Genomic DNA, 16,456 nt, shown 5'->3' with positions numbered 1-16,456 from the left:
AGGGCGTCAATCCTCGATGCCACGCTGGGCCGGCACGCCCGCCTGGTAGGCGTGCTTGACCAGGTGCATCTCGGTGACGGTGTCGGCGATGGCAACCAGCTCCTCGGGGCAGCGCCGGCCGGTGAGCATGACGTGCACGTGCGCGGGGCGCTGCTGCAGCGTCTCGACCACCTCGGCCAGCGGCAGCCAGCCGTAGATCAGCGGGTAGGTGACCTCGTCGAGCACGACGAGGAAGTGGTCGCCCGAGAGGATGTCGGCGCGCGCCTGCTGCCAACCCTGGCGGGCCAGTTCGGCCGAATGCTCCATGTCGCGGCTCTTCCAGGTGAAACCATCCCCCAGGCCCTCGATGGGCACGCCCAGCGTCTCGAACGCGCGATGCTCGCCAAACCGCGCCGAAGGCACCTTGAGGAACTGGTAGATCTTCACCGGCTTGCCACGGCCATGCGCGCGCAGCGCCAGCCCGAAGGCCGAAGTGCTCTTGCCCTTGCCATCACCGGTGTTGATGAGGATCAGGCCGCGCCGTTCGCCCTGGGGCTTGTCGGCCTGGCGGTCCACGGGAGGTTGTTCGATCTGCATGGGAATGCTCCTGTCTGCTTCAAGTCTTGGAATGCACGTTGGAATGGATGCTGGAATGGAGATTGGGAATCGCCGTCCATTGACCCTCGACCTCGCGCACCGCGATGCGGTGGCGAAACACCGCCTCGACGGCCGCGCGCGTGGCGGCATCGCCGCTTTCGCCATGGTGCAGCACGCGCCCGGCGTCGAGCACCAACAGCTCGTCGGCCTGCAGGGCGATGGAGACCTCGTGCAGCACGCTCACCAGCGTGACGCCGCGCGCCAGCAGCGCGCGCATGTCCAGCAGCCACTGGGTCTGGTGCGGTGGATCGAGGTTGGCCAGCGGCTCGTCCATCAGGAGCAGCGGCGCCCGCACCGCCAGCGCCCGCGCCAGCAGCACGCGCTGGCGCTCGCCGCCCGAGAGCTCGGCGAGGCTGCGCCCGCGGAACGCCCAGGTCTGCGTGCCCTGCATGGCTTCGCGCACGATGCACTCATCCTCGCGCGTCGTGGTGGCCAACCAGCCCTGGTGCGGCATGCGGCCAAGCATCACGGTGTCGTAGGCCGTCAGCTCGTCGAGTGCGCGCTCGCCCTGGCCCAGCCAGGCCAGCTGCTGCGCACGGGTGCGCGCACCGATGGCCGCGAGTGGCTGGCCGGCCAGCCACACCTGGCCGCCACTGGCCGGCAACAGGCCCGCCAGCGCCTTGAGCAGGGTGGACTTGCCAGCGCCATTGGGGCCGACGATGCTGGTCCAGCGCCCGCGCGCAAAAACCACGTTCACGCCCTGCAGCACCGGCTGGCCGCCCAGGCAGACCGTCAGGTCCACCGCCTGCAGCGCGGCGGTGCCATCCGGTGCACCCGCGCCAGCATCATCGGACAGACCACTTTGCCGATCATTTTGCCTATCACCTGGCATGGCGCGCATCAGCCTTCCCCCTGCCCCAATGGGCTGCGGCTGCGCTGGCGGTGCATCAGCCACAGCAGGTAGCCACCACCCAGCAGCGCGGTGAGCACGCCCACCGGCAGTTCCTGCGGCGCCACCAGGCCACGCGCGAGCAGATCGGCCGCGCACAGCAGCACGCCACCCATCAGCGCCGACAGCAGCACCAGCCGGTTGTGGCGCACCCGCACGATGGAACGCACCAGGTGCGGCGCGGCGAGACCAACGAAGGCCAGCAGGCCGGTCTGCGCCACGGCGGCGGCAGTCGCCAGCGACAGCACGCCGATCAGCGCCGCCTGCATGGCCGGCAGCGGCAGACCCAGCGAGCGCGCCGTGGCCTCGCCCAGCGCCAGGCCATCGAGCACGCGACTCAGGCTCCAGGCCGCCAGCAGGCACAGCAGCAGCACCAGCGCCATGATGACGCAGGCCGTCCAGCCGATGAAGCCGGTACTGCCCAGTTCGTAGGACTGCATGGCCTGCAGAATGTCCTGGTGCGTCAGCAGGATCACATCCTTGCAGGCGCCCAGCACCACGCCGACGATCACGCCGGCGAGCAGCAGGCGCAGGCCCCCTTGCACGCCGCGCGCCAGCGTCAGCGTCAGCAGCACGGCCAGCACCGAGCCGATGAAGGCCACGCCGGTCATGCCCAGATGCACCAGCCAGGGCAACACCAGCGACGACGAACCCGAGAGCATCATGGCCAGCGCCACGCCCAGCGAAGCACCGGAGGCACTGCCGAGCAGATAGGGATCGGCCAGCGGATTGCGGAACAGGCCCTGCGCCACGCAGCCGGCCAGTCCCAGCAGCGCGCCGGCCAGCAGTGCGCCCAGCGTGCGCGGCAGGCGGATGTCCCAGACGATCTGGCGCGCCACCGCATCCTGCAGCATCGTCCGCACGCTTTCGAGACCCTGGCTGCCCACCCCCAGGCCGATGCCGCACAGCAGCAATGCCAGCACCAGCAGCGCCAACACCAGCCAGCGGCTGCGGCGCAACTGCTGGTTGTCGGGCGCGGCATCGGCGTCAACGGCGGGGCGCGGCATGGCGGGCGACTGCGTCATTCGTCGCGGTCCTGCATCTTGCTGCGAATGCAGTCGGCCATCAGGCGCGCGGCCAGATCCATGCGTGGGCCGGGGCGCACCAGCACGTTGGAGTCCTCGGCGTCGAACAGGCACAGGCGCTGCGCGCGGATGGCGCGCATGTTGTGCCAGCCGGGATAGGTGTAGTCGGCCTGCATGCTGCGGTTGCTGATGAGGATCACATCCGGGTCGGCGCGCAGCACGTATTCGGGACTCAGGCGCGGAAACGGGCCCAGCTCGGCCGGCACGACGTTCTGCACGCCCAGGCGCTGCAGGGTCTGGCCGATGAAGGAGTCGGGCCCGGCCGCATACGGGCCGCGGCTGACTTCCAGATAGACACGCCACTGCGCCGCCGCCGGCGGCAGGCTGGCCGCTGCGGCATCGACACCATCGTTGATGCGCCGCCACAGCCCGGCCGCCGTGGGCGCAGCCTCAGCGCCGTGCCGGCCCTCGTGCGCCGGCACTTGCAGCAGCGCCTCGAGCAGTTGCAGCACGCGCTCGACGTCGGCATGCGTCTTGGGCTCGAGCACCACGGTGCGCAAGCCCAGCGCCTCGAGCCGCTCGGTGGCCCGCGAGGCCGCCGAGATCAGCACCACATCCGGGCGCTGCGCCACCACCGACTCGATGCTCGGGTCCAGTCCGCCGCCGGCCTGCGGCAGTTGGCGCACCTCGGGCGGATACTCGGAATAACGGTCCACCGCCACCAGCCGGCCGCAAGCTCCCAGCGCGCAGACACTCTCGGTCAGCGACGGCAGCAGGCTGACGATGCGCATTGGCGCCTGGTCGAAGTGCTGCGGGCGGCCGCGGTCGTCGGTGACGGTGACGCCCGCCTCGGCCACGGTTTGCGCCGGCGCCGCCACATCCGCAGCCCGCACCGGCATGGCCGCCGACATCAGCAACATCAGCAGCGCCTGCAGCAGGGCCGCCAGCCGCCGGATGGCCGCCCCTCCTCCCCATGTTCGATGGCCGATTGCACGACTTTCCATCACGGCCCTCCATCCGGTGTATCCGGCTGTTTCAGCATCAGCGGCAGGCCGGCCGCCATCAGCACCACGGTAACGCATTGTGCCGCCAGCTGCTGGTTGAGCAGGCCCAGCGCATCGACAAAGACCCGTACCTCGCGACCGAGCGGGATCACGCCCCAGCCGATCTCGTTGCTGACCATCAGCACCGGCCCGGGCGCCGCATCCAGAGCCTGCCGCAGCGCCGCGCACGCGCCCTGCCAGGCAGCCCGGCGTTGCGCCAGCGCGGCATCGCCATCGTGATCACCACCGTCATGCTGGCTCGCGTCGGCCGGCATCAGCCAGTTGGTCAGCCACATGCCCATGCAGTCGACCACGAGCAGCACATGAGGCTGGCTGTGGCGGGCAATGCAATCGGCCAGTTGCAGTGGCTCCTCCACCGTGCGCATGGCCGGCACGCGGCGCAGGCGGTCCTGCTGATGGCGAGCGATGCGCGCGCGCATCTCCGCATCCCAGGGCCGGGCCGTGGCCACCAGCACCGCCTCGTGCGCCCGGTCCCGCGCCAGCCAGCGGGCGGCCAGCGTCTCGGCATGGCGCGACTTGCCGCTTTTCTGGCCGCCCAGCACCAGGGTGTGGCGGGAGCAAGGCATGGACGATGGGATATTCATGCGGCCCCACTCCCGCCAGCACTTCCCAGCAGCGTGGCCACGGCCAATGGGCTGGACGGAAACCACGCATGGAAGTAACTGGCCCGCAGGCTGCCGAGCTGGTAGAGCGCCTCGCCCGCATCGGGCGTGCGGCGCGGCACCGGCCGCGCGGTGCGCGCCACCACCGGCGCCTCGCTCGCCAGCGTGGAATAGTGGAAGGTGTGGCCGCGCAGCGGCGCCTGCCTGGCCGCGCCCCGGCCACAGACGGCGGGCAGCTGCAGTTGCTGGTGGCCGAGGCCAGCCAGGCGCGGCTGCATCCGGGCCTGGCCCGGCAGCAGGCCCCAGAGCGGCTCGCACTGGCCGTTGGTGTGCTGCACCGATTCACACAGCGCCAGCATGCCACCGCACTCGGCCCACAACGGCTTGCCGGCCGCCAGATGGGCGGCGAGATCGGCGCGCAGCGTCGTGTTCGCGCTCAGTGGCGCGGCGTGCAGCTCCGGGTAGCCGCCGGGCAGCCAGACCGCATCGCAGGGCGGCAGGCGGTGGCCGGCCAGCGGCGAAAAGAACACCACGCGTGCCCCCAGCGCCTCCAGCGTGGCGAGATTGGCCGGGTAGATGAAGGCAAAGGCGGCGTCGCGCGCCACCGCGATCTTGCGGCCCCGCAGGCGCTGCGGCAGCCGCTCGGCCGGTGCCGGCACGGCCTCGAAAGGCACGCTCCAGCGGCGCTGCCACTCGGGCCAGTCGAGCTGGCCCAGCGGCGTCTGCGCCAGCGCGTCGGCCGCGGCATCGAGGCGCTGCAGGGCGTCCTGCATCTCGGTGGCCGGCACCAGGCCCAGGTGGCGCTCGGGCAGCAGGCTGCTCTCTGCCGGTGCCTTCGCCGCCACATCCTCCGATTCGCCTGCCGCCGATTGGGGCACGGCCAGGCGCGGCAAGGCGCCCAGCCAGTCGCCCTGCTCCAGCAGCGCCTCGCGCAGCAAATCGGCATGGTGCGCGCTGGCCACTCCATTGGCCAGCACACCGGCCCAGCGCAGGCCGGCACGATAGTGCCTGAGGCCATGCGCGACCGCGCCGATCGACTGCGCCATGCTGCCGGCGTGCAGCACCGGCAGCACCGGGATCTGCAGCAGTTCGGCCAGATCGGCCACGCTGGGCTTGCCATCGAAGAGGCCCATCACCCCTTCGACCAGAATCAGGTCGGCCTGCCCGGCGGCTTCGTGCAGGCGCGCGCGGATGTCGGCCTCGCCGGTCATCCACAGATCGATGGTCTGCGCCGGCGCGCCACTGGCCAGTTCGTGCCAGAGCGGGTCGAGGAAATCCGGCCCGCATTTGAAGACCCGCACGCGCCGGCCCTGGCGCGCGTGCAGGCGCGCCAAGGCCGCCACCGTCAATGTCTTGCCCTGGCCCGAAGCCATGGCGGTAATGAGCAGGGCGGGACAGTGCAAGGTCATGGCCGGGGAGCGCGAAGTCAAGGGGGACGCGAGTTTACTGGCCCGGCGCCCACTTCAGGCCGACATAGAAGGTGCGGCCCGCCGTGGCATAGGTACGGGCCAGCTCATACTGCTTATCGGTGAGATTGTCGAAACGGGCAGTGAGCAGCCAATCCTTGGCCAATGGCCGGCTGACCGTCAGGTTCCAGAGCGTGTAGCCCCCCAGGCGATTGACGTTGGCAGCATCATCCCAACGCGCAGCCGAGGTCTGCATTTCGGCACCGAGCAGCCAGCCGGCGGCATTCCAGTCCGCGCCCAGCATGGCGTGGCGCTTGGCACGGCGCGCCAGTTGCTTGTTCGTGTCCAGGTCCTTGGGGTTCTGCACATCGACCGAGCCGTGCAGCCGCACCCCGGCCAGCTCGGTGCCGCCGGCAATCGTGATGCCCTGGTAACGTGCTCGGGCTGTATTCGCGTAACACCCCCTGTCCGAAGCACAGGCACTGACACCGCCGGTATTGCTGACGTAAGAGATGAGGTTCCGCACGGTATTGCGGTAGACCGTGATGGAGAGGTGGCTGCTGCCCTCCGAATAGACCAGTCCCGCTTCGACGTTGCGGCTGGTCTCCGGCACCAGCGATGCCACGCCATAGTCGCTGAAACGCTGGTACAACGTGGGTGCGCGGAATGCCTTGCCCACCGAAGCGCGCGCGCGCCAGTTCGGCGTGATGGCCAGTCCATAGGCCAGCGAACCGGTGGTTTCACCACCGAACTCGCTGTCGTCGTCATAGCGCGCATTGGCCTGCAGGCTGTGGGCGCCCAGTTGCACGCCATAGCCCAGTGCCAGTGCGTTCTGGTGACGACTGCGGTCGATCGGATCGTTTTCCAGATGGTCCTCGCGCCGCTCCAGTGCCGCCGTCAGCAGTTGTGCGCCCAGGCGATACTCATTCTGGAACAGATAGCTGCGTATCCGCGTATCGGTGAGATAGGGATTGGGTGTGGTTTCATAGCGCGCCGTCGAATCGCTGACGCTCAGGGTGCTGCCGTAGCGCTCGCTCCACTGCGCATTCCAGGCCAGGTTCAGCGTGTGCAGGCGGTTCTTGGCGCGATCGTCGCGCGTGCGGTTCGTGGTGTCGTAGCCGGCATTGACGTGACTGCTCAGCAGCGAACCCTGCAGGCGCTGCCCCTGGCTGAACTGGTAGCCGAGCTTGGCATGCGCGGAACTGCGCCGGTAGCCGTCGTCGTCCGGGTTGGCGGTCGGTGTATCGGGCCGGGCATTGAAGCCGCGGCTGCGCTCATGGCTGGCACTGACCGCATAGTCCCAGCCATGGGCCGCACCGCTGACACCACCGGCCACGTCCCAGGTGCGCTGGTTGCCCGCTCCCACCGAGACATAAGGCTGGTAGCCGGCCTGGCCCTTGCGCGTGAAGATCTGGATCACCCCGCCAATGGCGTCCGAGCCATACACGGCGGCGGCCGGGCCACGCAACACCTCGATGCGCTCGATCATCGACAGCGGCATCGCCTCCCATGGAGCGCCGCCGGTCGATTGCGAATCGACCCGCGCCCCATCGATGAAGACAGCGGTATGGCTGGTGTTGCCGCCACGCAGAAACACGCTGGTGGTGGCACCCGGCCCGCCATTGCGCGAGATCTCGACGCCCGGCAGGCGCGCGAGCACATCAGCCACTCCGGTCACGCCGCTTTGCTCGATCGCCTCGCGGTCAAGCACCGACACATCGGCCAGCGTGTCGATCAGGCGCTGCTCGGTGCGGGTGGCGGTGACCACCACCTCATCGAGCATCGGGTTCTGCGCCATGGTGGCGCCGGACGCGCCCAGACCTGCAGAGAGGATCAACGGGATCACGGCGGCGCGCGTCAGGTTGGAGGGAGCGTGGCCGGACTGGCGGCCAGGTACGGCATGCGGGTGCGTGCATGCAAGAGGCATCGTGTGGAGCGACATGGCAGGACAATGGGATGAGGCGCCGAACCGACCTCCCCGTCAGTCACGGCCAAACAGTGGCGCACGCCCGTCAGTCAAAGAGACAGGTATCACACCACCACTGCTGCAGGCCGGTATCCGGGCTGGCGGATGGACATTCCAGGCCTTCCCAGCGTCGCCTGGACGCCAGTGGCCGTGGATTGGAATGCTGGGACTGCTTGCCAGTCCCCTCCGCTCACCGTTGCGGGGGCAGCGCAGGCTGGGCGCGGCGGCCACTGGGGCTCCGCGCCGTTCTGCTTCCCGTTGAACTGCGCACGCCAGAGCGGCATGCGCGAGCACCTTCAGCGACCGCCATTGTAGGGCCTGCCGGCCTGCGCACCACCGGGACACCACCAGCACACCACCAGCACGTCCAGCCAACGTCACGATTCTGACACATTGCGTTTCTACGATGGCGGGCTTGCCAAGAACCGTGAAACAGGAATCCAAACGCCCATGTCCATGATCGAGTTGCGCGGCATCTCCAAGGCCTGGGGTGACGCTGTGGCGCTGCATGCCATCGACTTGCGCATCGCGCCCGCCTCCTTCTGCGTGCTGCTGGGGCCTTCGGGCTGCGGCAAATCCACCACACTGCGCATCATTGCCGGGCTGGAGACGGCCACGGCCGGCCAGGTGCTCATCGGCGGCGCGGACGTCACCCACCGCCCGCCCTCGCAGCGCGGCATCGCCATGGTGTTCCAGAACTACGCGCTGTTTCCGCACCTGTCGGTGGCCGAGAACATCGGCTTCGGGCTGGCCGTTCGCAAGACGCCCAAGGCCGAGGCGCGCCAGCGCGTCGAGGAAGCCGCCGCGCTGCTGGGGCTCTCCCAGTTGCTGCAGCGCAAGCCGGGCCAGCTCTCGGGCGGGCAACAGCAGCGCGTGGCACTGGGCCGGGCGCTGGTGGCGCGCGCCAGCGTGTGCCTGATGGACGAGCCGCTCTCGAACCTGGATGCGCAGTTGCGCCAGGAAATGCGCCACGAGTTGCGCGAGCTGCAGCAGCGCCTGGGTCTGACGGTGGTCTATGTCACCCACGACCAGACCGAAGCCATGAGCATGGCCGACCAGGTCGTGCTGCTGAGCCAGGGCCGCATCGAACAGAACGACGCGCCGCGCCGCGCCTACGCCCGGCCGGCTTCGCTGTTTGCCGCGCGCTTCATCGGCACGCCACCCATGAACCTGCTGCGCCTGGATGCGCAGGGCCACATCCTCGGCAGCGCCGTGGCCACCGGCGCGCCAGCCGGCGCCGCGCACCTGGGCGTGCGGCCCGAGTGCGTGCGGCTGGCCCCTGCAGACCAGACCGCCGCGCTGCGCGCGCGCGTGCTGAGCTTCGAATATCTGGGCGCCGACCTGGTGCTGCGCTGCGAGGTCGGCAGCGAGGCGCTGACTCTGCGCGTGGACGGCCAGCAAAACCTGCAGGTGGGCGACGAACTGGCGCTGCAATGCGCTGCGGGCGACCTGCACTTCTTCGACGCCACGGGCCGGCGCATGGACACAGGCGCCACCGCGGTGCCCGCCACAGACACGGGCGACGCCCGCCTGCCCGCCAACGCGGCCCTGGCGCAGCGCGCCGCCGCCTGACACGAAGCAAAAAAGCCAAGAAGCGGCCGCCCCCCATCGCCAGGCCCTGGCCTGCCCTGATTGCCCCCCCTTTTCCCCCAACCGGACCCCACAGGAGTTCACCATGCAACGCAAGACCTTTCTGAAGACGCTCGCAGCCACTGCCGCGACCGCGCTGGCCTGGCCGCTCGCGATGACGGCCGCACAAGCCCAGACCGCCGTGGACGTGCCGTTCTTCTACCCCGTCAACGTCGGCGGCCCGATCAACAAGCTGATCGACGCCTATGCGGAAGACTTTGGCCGCGCCCATGCCGGCACGCAGATCAAGCCGATCTACTCGGGCAATTACCAGGAAACCCTGGTCAAGGCACTGACGGGCTTCAAGTCCGGCACGCCGCCCGTGACGGCGGTGCTGCTGTCGACCGACATGTTCACGCTGATCGACGAAGAGGCCATCGTGCCCTTCGACGAGTTCATCAAGACCGACGAGGACCGCGCCTGGCTCCGCAGCTTCTACCCGGCCTTCCTGAAGAACAGCCAGACCGATGGCAAGACCTGGGGCATTCCGTTCCAGCGCTCCACCGTGGTGATCTACTGGAACAAGGAACTCTTCAAGGAAGCCGGACTGGACCCGGAGCGCGGCCCCGCCAACTGGCAGGAATTGCGCGAGTACGCCCAGAAACTGACGAAGAAGGACGCCAATGGCAACGTCACCACCTGGGGCGTGCAGATTCCGTCGAGCGGCTTTCCCTACTGGCTGTTCCAGACCCTGACCACGCCCAATGACGTGATCCTGGCCAACGACAAGGGCACGGCCGTCAACCTCGACGATCCCAAGGCCATCGAGGCGCTGGAATACTGGGTGGGCCTGGCCAAGGACGGGCTGCACCCGGCCGGCGTGGTCGAGTGGGGCACCACCCCCAAGGACTTCTTCGAGAAGAAAGCCGCCATCGTCGTCACCACCACCGGCAACCTGACCAACATCCGCAACAACGCGGGCTTCGAGTTCGGCGTCGGTCCCATCCCCGGCCATCGCCTCAAGGGCGGCTCGCCCACCGGCGGCGGCAACTTCTACATCTTCAAGAAAACCTCGCCCGAGCAGCAGCAGGCGGCGTTCGAGTTCATCCGCTGGATCACCACGCCCGAACGCGCCGCCCAGTGGAGCATCGACACCGGCTATGCCGCCACCTCGCAGGCCGCCTACGACACGCCGGCGCTGAAGAAATATGGCGAGGAGTTCCCGCCCGCCCTGGTGGCACGCGACCAGCTGCCGATCTCGGTGGCCGAGTTCTCGACCTTCGACAACCAGCGCGTGACCAAGGTGCTCGATGACGCGCTGCAAGCCGCGCTGACCGGCAAGAAGACGCCGGCCCAGGCCCTCCAGGACGCCCAGCAGGAAGCCACCCGCCTGCTGCGCCCCTATCAGTAATCGGTAAGAGCAGGCACTCAGGGGATTCGTGCCGGCGCTGCCCTTGCGCAGCGCCGGCACACCCCCTTCCCCGAATCCCTCCATGTCTTCCCCGACTCCATCGTCGCCGCAGCGCACGCTGACGGCCGTGTATGCCTGGCTGCTGCTGCTGCCGGCCATGCTGATCCTGCTGGCCTTCACGCACCTGCCCACCATCACCACGCTGATCGACAGCTTCTACTCCACCCCCAAGGGCCGGCGCGCGGCCAGCTGGGTCGGGCTGGAGAACTACGCCGTGATGGCCGCCGACCCGATCTTCTGGAAGGCGCTCTTCAACAACCTCTGGTATGCGCTGGCCAGCATCCCGCTGTCGATCGGCCTGGCACTGCTGATGGCGCTGTGGGTCAACGAGAAACTGATCGGCCGGGGCTTTCTGCGCCTGGCCTTCTTCACGCCAACGGTGCTGCCGATGATCGCGGTGGCCAACATCTGGCTGTTCTTCTTCACGCCGCAATATGGCCTGCTCGAGCGCCTGATGCTGGCACTGGGTTTCGGCTCGCACAACTGGCTGGGCGACCCGTCCACCGCGCTGGCCTGCGTGATCCTGGTGGCGGTGTGGAAGGAAGCCGGGCTTTTCATGATCTTCTACCTGGCCGCGCTGCAGTCCTTCAATCCCAGCCTGCGCGAGGCCGCCGCCATCGAAGGCACGCCGCGCTGGACCTTCTTCTGGCGCGTGCAGTGGCCGCTCTTGATGCCCACCACGCTGTTCGTGCTGGTCAATTCGGTCATCAACGCCTTTCGCACCGTCGATCACCTGTTCGTACTCACGCGTGGCGGACCGGACAACGCCTCGACGCTGCTGCTCTACCGCCTCTATGAAGTCGGCTTCAAATACTGGGACACCGCTGGCGCCGCCGCGCTGACCATGGTGCTGGTGGTGCTGCTGGTGGGAGTGACGCTGCTGCAGTTCTTCACCGTCGACAAGAAGGTCCACTACCAATGAACGCCCCCGCCTCCCGCGCCGCACCGGCTGCGACAAGGCCTTCGCGCGGCCTCTATGCGCCGGGCCGGCTCGACACCACCGCGGCCTGGCTGCTGGCGCTGCTGTGGATTCTGCCGCTGCTGTTCGCAGTGTGGACGGCCTTTCATCCGCCCGAATATGCCGCCCGCTTCGACTGGCGCGCACCGCTGACGCTGCAGAACTTCCGCGATGCCTGGCAGGCCGCGCCCTTCGCGCGCTATTTCCTCAACACCACGCTGCTGGTGATCATGGTCCTGGCCGTGCAACTGGTGCTCAGCACGCTGGCCGCCTATGCCTTCGCGCGCTTTGCGTTTCCCGGTCGCGACCTGGCCTTCGCGCTGGTGCTGGTGCAGCTGACCGTGATGCCGGACCTGCTGCTGGTCGAGAATTACCAGACCATCACCCGGCTGGGCCTGGTCGACAGCATCTTCGCCATCGGCCTGCCCTACTTCGCCTCGGCGCTGGCCATCTTCCTGCTGCGCCAGACCTTCATGGGCGTGCCCAAGGAACTGGTCGATGCCGCCCGCGTCGAGGGCGCCAGCGCGCTGCAGATCCTGCTGCGCATCTACGTGCCGCTGGCGCGCCCGATCTACGTGGCCTTCGGACTGGTCTCGGTGAGCTACCACTGGAACAACTTCCTGTGGCCGCTGATCGTCACCAACAGCGTGCAGTCGCGCACGCTCACGGTGGGCCTGCAGGTGTTCTCCTCGGTCGAACAGGGCGTGGACTGGGCCATCATCAGTGCCGCCACACTCATGACCTCGGCACCGTTGCTGCTGGGTTTTCTGCTGTTCCAGCGACAATTCGTGCAAAGCTTCATGCGCGCGGGCATCAAGTAAGACCGGGAAAGCCCGCATTCCGGAATCCACCCCAAGCTGCCATGCAAATCCTCACCTGGAACACCCAGTGGTGCTGTGGCCTTGACGGCATCGTCAGCCCGCGCCGCATCATCGAGCATGCCCGCAACATGGCCGACTTCGACGTGCTGTGCCTGCAGGAAATCGCCAGCAACTGGCCCATGCTGCAGGGCGAGGCCGGCATCGACCAGGCCGCGCAGATCGCCGCGCTGCTGCCGGGCTTTCAGGTCTTCTTCGGCGCCGCGCTGCAAACCTGGGACGCGGCCGGCCAGCCGCAGCACTTTGGCAACCTGATTGCCACGCGCCTGCCGGCCCTGCAGGTGCAACACCATGCGCTGCCCTACCCGCCCGACCCGGCGGTGGAGAGCATGCCGCGCATGTGCACCTGCGTGACGGTGGATGCGCCAGGCCTGGGCCCGCTGCGCGTGCTGACCACGCACCTGGAATACTATTCGCGCAGCCAGCGCAGTGCCCAGGCCGCTGCGCTGCGGCAATTGCTGGCCGAATATGCCGGACATGCCGCGCGGCCGCCGCAACCGGGCGAGGCCGGCAGCCCCTTCCAGGCCCGCGCGCAGGCGCGCCATACACTGCTGTGCGGCGACTTCAACCTCGAGGCGAGTGACGCCGACCATGCGCTGATCCAGCAACGCTGCGATGGACTGGACGAAGGCTGGCACGATGTGTGGCAGCATCTGCATCCGGGCCAGCCGCATGCGCCCACCTTCCGTCTGTTCGACCGGCGCTATGGCCCGCTGCCGGTCGCCTGCGACTTCTTCTTCGCCAGCGGCTCGCTGCTGCCGCACCTGACGGCGCTGCGCGTCGATGGCCAGACCCAGGTCTCGGATCACCAGCCGGTGCTGCTCGAACTGGCACCCTGAACGGCTCCGTTCTCGGAACCTGTTCTCAGAACCTGTTCTCAGAGTTGCACCAGATAGGGTTCGAGCTGGCTTTGGTTCTCGTCGACGCGCAGCGGCTTGCCGATCGGCGGAAAGGCGCGCTGCATGCAGGCCTCGCGCTCGCACACCTTGCAGCCCATGCCGATGGGTACGGCCGCCTCCGGGTCGTGCAGGTTCAGGCCCTTGGAGTACACCAGCTCCTCGGCGTGGCGGATGTCGCAGCCCAGCGCCACCGAAAAGGTCTTGCCCGGCCGGCCCCAGCCCGGCCCCTCGCTGCTGACGGTGCGCGCCACCCACAGATAGGTGCGGCCATCGGGCATGCGCGCGACCTGCACCATCACCCGGCCGGGCTGCGCAAAGGCTTCATAGACGTTCCACAGCGGGCAGGTGCCACCGATCTTGGAGAAGTGGAAATGCGTGGCCGACTGCCGCTTGGAAATGTTGCCGGCCCGGTCCACGCGGATGAAGAAGAACGGAATGCCGCGGTGGTGCGGGCGCTGCAGCGTCGAGAGGCGGTGGCAGATGGTCTCGAAGCCCACGCCGTACTGGCGCGACAGCCATTCGATGTCATAACGGCACTGCTGCGCCTCCTGCAGGAAGGCGGTGTAGGGCAGCAGCAGCGCGCCGGCCACGTAGTTGGCCAGGCCGATGCGCGCCAGGCTGGGCGCCTGCGCGGAGGCCAGTTGCGCGCCGTGCACCAGTTGGCGGATGGGCCCGTCCATCTCCAGCAGCGCGAATTGCGTGGCCAGCTGGAAGGCGCGCTGGCCCGGCGTGAGGCTGGCCTGGATCGTCAACGTGCGGCTGGCCGGCTCGAAGCGCCGCACCACCTCCAGCGCCTGGGTCGCTGACGGCGTGCGCGCGCCGGCCAGCTCGGAGTGATACACGGTGTGCACGCCATGGCGCTGCTGCAGGTGCTGGACCAGCGCGGCCTCGGCGCCCGCGCCGGCCGGCAGGCGCCACTGCCGTGCAAAGGCCTCGGCGGCATCGTCGAGCCGGGCAAAATGGTTGTTGTTGACGAAGAAGAAGTTGCGCACCTCCTCGTAGGCTTGCGGCTGGGCCTGGAGCAGGCTGGCGACGGCTGGCCCCTTGCCGGCCACATCGGTGGGGCCACGCGCGGCCGGGCCATCGCCCAGGCGCTCGCCGTCCATTTGCTGCGCCAGCGCCTCGAGCTGTTCCATCAGCTGGCGCCGCTGGTTGTGCAGGTTGACCAGTGCCCGCGCCACGCCGGGCATGTTGGCCACCAGTTCCTTGATCTCGGCGAGCGCGATCTCGCCGCTGGCGCCCTGGCCGGCGCCGGTAGGCAGGTCGGTGGAGATCTCGCGCAACTCGGCAATCAGGTGGGCGGAATCGTCCTCGGCAAAGCGCTGGATGTCCTCGCCGAAGACCGCGTTGATCTTCAGCAACACCGCCACCGTCATCGGCCGCTGATTTTGCTCGAGCTGGTTCAGGTAGCTGGGCGAGAGCTCCAGCGTCCGCGCCAGTGCCGCCTGCGTCAGCCCTTTTTCTTCACGCAAGCGCCGCAGGCGCACGCCCATGAATGTTTTACGCATGATGAATGTGGAGCGCGGGGAAGGCCATCGTTCGGGATGGCCCATTATGGGTCAAAGCGGCCGCGATCGGCAGTCGCCAGTCAGCGATCAGCGGTTGGTGCCCGCGCTCGCGGACGCCCCACCAGCCTGCGGCACGTCGGCATCGAGCTGCCAGAATATCCCGGCCGACAGCATCGTCACCACGCCAATGCAGACGAAAGCCCCGCGGAAGGCCTGCAGGCTCTGGTGCGGATCGGGTGTGCCCAGCCACTGCTGGAAAGCCGCGATCAGCGCCGCCGCCACCGCCACGCCAAACCCCATGCCCAGCATCTGCACCATCGACAGCATGCTGTTGCCGCCGCTCGCCTGATGTGGCCCCAGGTCCTTGAGCGTGACGGTATTCATGCTGGTGAACTGCATCGAATTGACGGCGCCGAACACCATCATCTGCGCCACCCGCAACCACAGCGGCTGTCCGGGCGTCATCAGCGCGAAGCCGATGATCAACAGGCCCAGCAGCAAGGTGTTGGCAATGAGCACGCGCCGATAGCCGTGCCGGTGGATCAGGCGCGTCACCAGTGGCTTGCTGGCCATGCTGGCCAGCGCCATCGGCAGCATCAGCATGCCGGCCTGGGCCGGGCTGTAGCCCATGTTCAACTGCATCAGGAGCGGGATCATGTAGGGCATGGCGCCCGAGCCGATGCGCGCGAACAGGTTGCCCAGCATGCCCACGCGCAGGCTTTGCACCGCAAACAGGCTGGGCGCGAACAGCGGCCTGGGCGCACGCGCCGCATGCAGCCAATAGGCCGCCAGCGCCAGCAGGCCCGCCAGCAGCAGCACCAGCACGGTGACATGGCGAAAGCCCAGCCCGCCCAGGCCATCGACCGAGAGCGATATGCACACCATCGCCATCGTCAGCATCGCGAAGCCGGCCAGGTCCAGCGCGCCGCTGGTGCCATCGCGCAGGTCGGGCATCCAGCGCGTGGCGGCCCAGGCCCCCAGCAGACCGACCGGCAGGTTGATGAGGAAGATCCAGTGCCAGCTCAAGGCCTCGACCAGCCAACCACCCAATGCCGGGCCGAGGAGCTGCCCCATCAGGCCGGGAATGGCCACGAAGCTCATGGCCTCGAGGAACTTCTCGCGCGGAAGGCTGCGCAGCACCGCCAGCCGGCCCACCGGCAGCAGTAGCGCCCCGCCCAGCCCCTGCAGCACGCGCGCGGCCACCAGCCAGCCCAGGCTGGGCGCGAGCGCGCAGGCCAGCGAACCGAGCGCGAACAGCAGCGCCGCCAGCGTGAAGATGCGCCGCGTGCCGAAGCGGTCGGCCAGCCAGCCCGAGGCCGGAATCAGCGCCGCCATGGTCAGCGCATAGGCCACCACCGCCGACTGCATGCGCAGCGGGCTCTCGGCCAGGCTGGCGGCAATGCTGGGCAGCGCGGTGTTGACGATGGTCGCGTCGAGCGACTGCATGAAAAAGCCCAGTGCCACCAGCCACAGCAGCAGGCGTTCCTCGGTCGTGAAGCGAATGGGGGACATGGCAGACGAACAGGGCTTCGGGGCGGAAAAGCCGCTGCGGATCGGTGATGGATGGGCCCGCATTATGGCAAGG

General features: G+C 68.6%; 14 protein-coding genes and 1 riboswitch. Of the genes, 5 read left to right on the top strand and 9 right to left on the bottom strand.

The window, feature by feature from the left end:
* Positions 1 to 6 precede the first annotated feature (6 nt).
* From cobO to EV687_RS13900, 7 genes are all read right to left on the bottom strand, one after another.
* Positions 7 to 576 (bottom strand): cob(I)yrinic acid a,c-diamide adenosyltransferase, encoded by a 570-nt coding sequence (cobO, locus tag EV687_RS13930; RefSeq protein WP_122227414.1) that lies wholly within the window; start codon positions 574 to 576, stop codon positions 7 to 9.
* A gap of 19 nt (positions 577 to 595) precedes the next feature.
* Positions 596 to 1,468: an ABC transporter ATP-binding protein gene (locus EV687_RS13925; RefSeq protein ID WP_122228908.1), complete on the bottom strand. Its 873-nt coding sequence runs from the start codon at positions 1,466 to 1,468 to the stop codon at positions 596 to 598.
* An 8-nt stretch (positions 1,469 to 1,476) separates the two neighbouring features.
* Entirely contained in the window at positions 1,477 to 2,532 is a 1,056-nt protein-coding gene (locus EV687_RS13920) for a FecCD family ABC transporter permease (protein WP_207226457.1), read from the bottom strand.
* Between the two features lie 14 nt (positions 2,533 to 2,546).
* The gene (locus EV687_RS13915; protein WP_242612656.1) at positions 2,547 to 3,449 is read right to left on the bottom strand and encodes an ABC transporter substrate-binding protein; all 903 of its coding nucleotides are present in this window, start codon (positions 3,447 to 3,449) and stop codon (positions 2,547 to 2,549) included.
* Between the two features lie 104 nt (positions 3,450 to 3,553).
* Entirely contained in the window at positions 3,554 to 4,180 is a 627-nt protein-coding gene (locus tag EV687_RS13910; RefSeq protein ID WP_207226456.1) for a bifunctional adenosylcobinamide kinase/adenosylcobinamide-phosphate guanylyltransferase, read from the bottom strand.
* A 14-nt stretch (positions 4,181 to 4,194) separates the two neighbouring features.
* Entirely contained in the window at positions 4,195 to 5,625 is a 1,431-nt protein-coding gene (locus tag EV687_RS13905) for a cobyrinic acid a,c-diamide synthase CobB (RefSeq protein ID WP_122227424.1), read from the bottom strand.
* A 34-nt stretch (positions 5,626 to 5,659) separates the two neighbouring features.
* Positions 5,660 to 7,549 carry a TonB-dependent receptor domain-containing protein gene (locus tag EV687_RS13900; protein ID WP_122227427.1) on the bottom strand — a complete coding sequence of 630 codons (1,890 nt, stop codon included), beginning with the start codon at positions 7,547 to 7,549 and terminating at the stop codon, positions 5,660 to 5,662.
* A gap of 106 nt (positions 7,550 to 7,655) precedes the next feature.
* A riboswitch (cobalamin riboswitch) is annotated at positions 7,656 to 7,901 on the bottom strand.
* Between the two features lie 137 nt (positions 7,902 to 8,038).
* Here EV687_RS13900 and EV687_RS13895 point away from each other — a divergent pair.
* The 5 genes from EV687_RS13895 to EV687_RS13875 all read left to right on the top strand — a co-directional run bounded on the left by EV687_RS13895 (position 8,039) and on the right by EV687_RS13875 (position 13,303).
* Positions 8,039 to 9,160 carry an ABC transporter ATP-binding protein gene (locus tag EV687_RS13895; protein ID WP_122227430.1) on the top strand — a complete coding sequence of 374 codons (1,122 nt, stop codon included), beginning with the start codon at positions 8,039 to 8,041 and terminating at the stop codon, positions 9,158 to 9,160.
* 103 nt (positions 9,161 to 9,263) lie between these two features.
* On the top strand, positions 9,264 to 10,568 hold the full coding sequence (locus tag EV687_RS13890; RefSeq protein ID WP_122227433.1) for an ABC transporter substrate-binding protein: 1,305 nt from the start codon (positions 9,264 to 9,266) through the stop codon (positions 10,566 to 10,568).
* An 82-nt stretch (positions 10,569 to 10,650) separates the two neighbouring features.
* Positions 10,651 to 11,550, top strand: a complete 900-nt coding sequence (locus tag EV687_RS13885) for a carbohydrate ABC transporter permease (RefSeq protein ID WP_122227436.1) — start codon at positions 10,651 to 10,653, stop codon at positions 11,548 to 11,550.
* Positions 11,547 to 12,407 (top strand): carbohydrate ABC transporter permease, encoded by an 861-nt coding sequence (locus EV687_RS13880; protein ID WP_122227439.1) that lies wholly within the window; start codon positions 11,547 to 11,549, stop codon positions 12,405 to 12,407. The genes EV687_RS13885 and EV687_RS13880 overlap by 4 nt, the downstream gene beginning before the upstream one ends.
* A gap of 41 nt (positions 12,408 to 12,448) precedes the next feature.
* On the top strand, positions 12,449 to 13,303 hold the full coding sequence (locus EV687_RS13875) for an endonuclease/exonuclease/phosphatase family protein (protein WP_122227442.1): 855 nt from the start codon (positions 12,449 to 12,451) through the stop codon (positions 13,301 to 13,303).
* 38 nt (positions 13,304 to 13,341) lie between these two features.
* On the opposite strand, the gene EV687_RS13870 is transcribed toward EV687_RS13875, so the two are convergent.
* Together EV687_RS13870 and mdtD are read right to left on the bottom strand one after the other, a co-directional pair.
* Positions 13,342 to 14,871 (bottom strand): short-chain fatty acyl-CoA regulator family protein, encoded by a 1,530-nt coding sequence (locus EV687_RS13870; RefSeq protein WP_122227445.1) that lies wholly within the window; start codon positions 14,869 to 14,871, stop codon positions 13,342 to 13,344.
* An 87-nt stretch (positions 14,872 to 14,958) separates the two neighbouring features.
* Positions 14,959 to 16,446, bottom strand: a complete 1,488-nt coding sequence (gene mdtD, locus EV687_RS13865; protein WP_278044261.1) for a multidrug transporter subunit MdtD — start codon at positions 16,444 to 16,446, stop codon at positions 14,959 to 14,961.
* Between the last annotated feature and the right edge of the window lie 10 nt (positions 16,447 to 16,456).

Source organism: Corticibacter populi, from assembly GCF_004217315.1.
Classification (GTDB): Bacteria; Pseudomonadota; Gammaproteobacteria; order Burkholderiales; family Burkholderiaceae_C; genus Lampropedia; species Lampropedia populi.
The sequence above is the reverse complement of the archived record's forward strand: the minus strand, read 5'-3'. Positions and strand labels throughout refer to the sequence as shown.

What these genes read in the sequence shown, in the direction of transcription:
- cobO (WP_122227414.1), bottom strand. Translation starts at nt 576, where the DNA reads ATGCAGATCGAACAACCTCCCGTGGACCGCCAGGCCGACAAGCCCCAG.
- EV687_RS13925 (WP_122228908.1), bottom strand. Translation starts at nt 1,468, where the DNA reads ATGCCAGGTGATAGGCAAAATGATCGGCAAAGTGGTCTGTCCGATGAT.
- EV687_RS13920 (WP_207226457.1), bottom strand. Translation starts at nt 2,532, where the DNA reads ATGCCGCGCCCCGCCGTTGACGCCGATGCCGCGCCCGACAACCAGCAG.
- EV687_RS13915 (WP_242612656.1), bottom strand. Translation starts at nt 3,449, where the DNA reads ATGCCGGTGCGGGCTGCGGATGTGGCGGCGCCGGCGCAAACCGTGGCC.
- EV687_RS13910 (WP_207226456.1), bottom strand. Translation starts at nt 4,180, where the DNA reads ATGCCTTGCTCCCGCCACACCCTGGTGCTGGGCGGCCAGAAAAGCGGC.
- EV687_RS13905 (WP_122227424.1), bottom strand. Translation starts at nt 5,625, where the DNA reads ATGACCTTGCACTGTCCCGCCCTGCTCATTACCGCCATGGCTTCGGGC.
- EV687_RS13900 (WP_122227427.1), bottom strand. Translation starts at nt 7,549, where the DNA reads ATGCCTCTTGCATGCACGCACCCGCATGCCGTACCTGGCCGCCAGTCC.
- EV687_RS13895 (WP_122227430.1), top strand. Translation starts at nt 8,039, where the DNA reads ATGTCCATGATCGAGTTGCGCGGCATCTCCAAGGCCTGGGGTGACGCT.
- EV687_RS13890 (WP_122227433.1), top strand. Translation starts at nt 9,264, where the DNA reads ATGCAACGCAAGACCTTTCTGAAGACGCTCGCAGCCACTGCCGCGACC.
- EV687_RS13885 (WP_122227436.1), top strand. Translation starts at nt 10,651, where the DNA reads ATGTCTTCCCCGACTCCATCGTCGCCGCAGCGCACGCTGACGGCCGTG.
- EV687_RS13880 (WP_122227439.1), top strand. Translation starts at nt 11,547, where the DNA reads ATGAACGCCCCCGCCTCCCGCGCCGCACCGGCTGCGACAAGGCCTTCG.
- EV687_RS13875 (WP_122227442.1), top strand. Translation starts at nt 12,449, where the DNA reads ATGCAAATCCTCACCTGGAACACCCAGTGGTGCTGTGGCCTTGACGGC.
- EV687_RS13870 (WP_122227445.1), bottom strand. Translation starts at nt 14,871, where the DNA reads ATGCGTAAAACATTCATGGGCGTGCGCCTGCGGCGCTTGCGTGAAGAA.
- mdtD (WP_278044261.1), bottom strand. Translation starts at nt 16,446, where the DNA reads ATGCGGGCCCATCCATCACCGATCCGCAGCGGCTTTTCCGCCCCGAAG.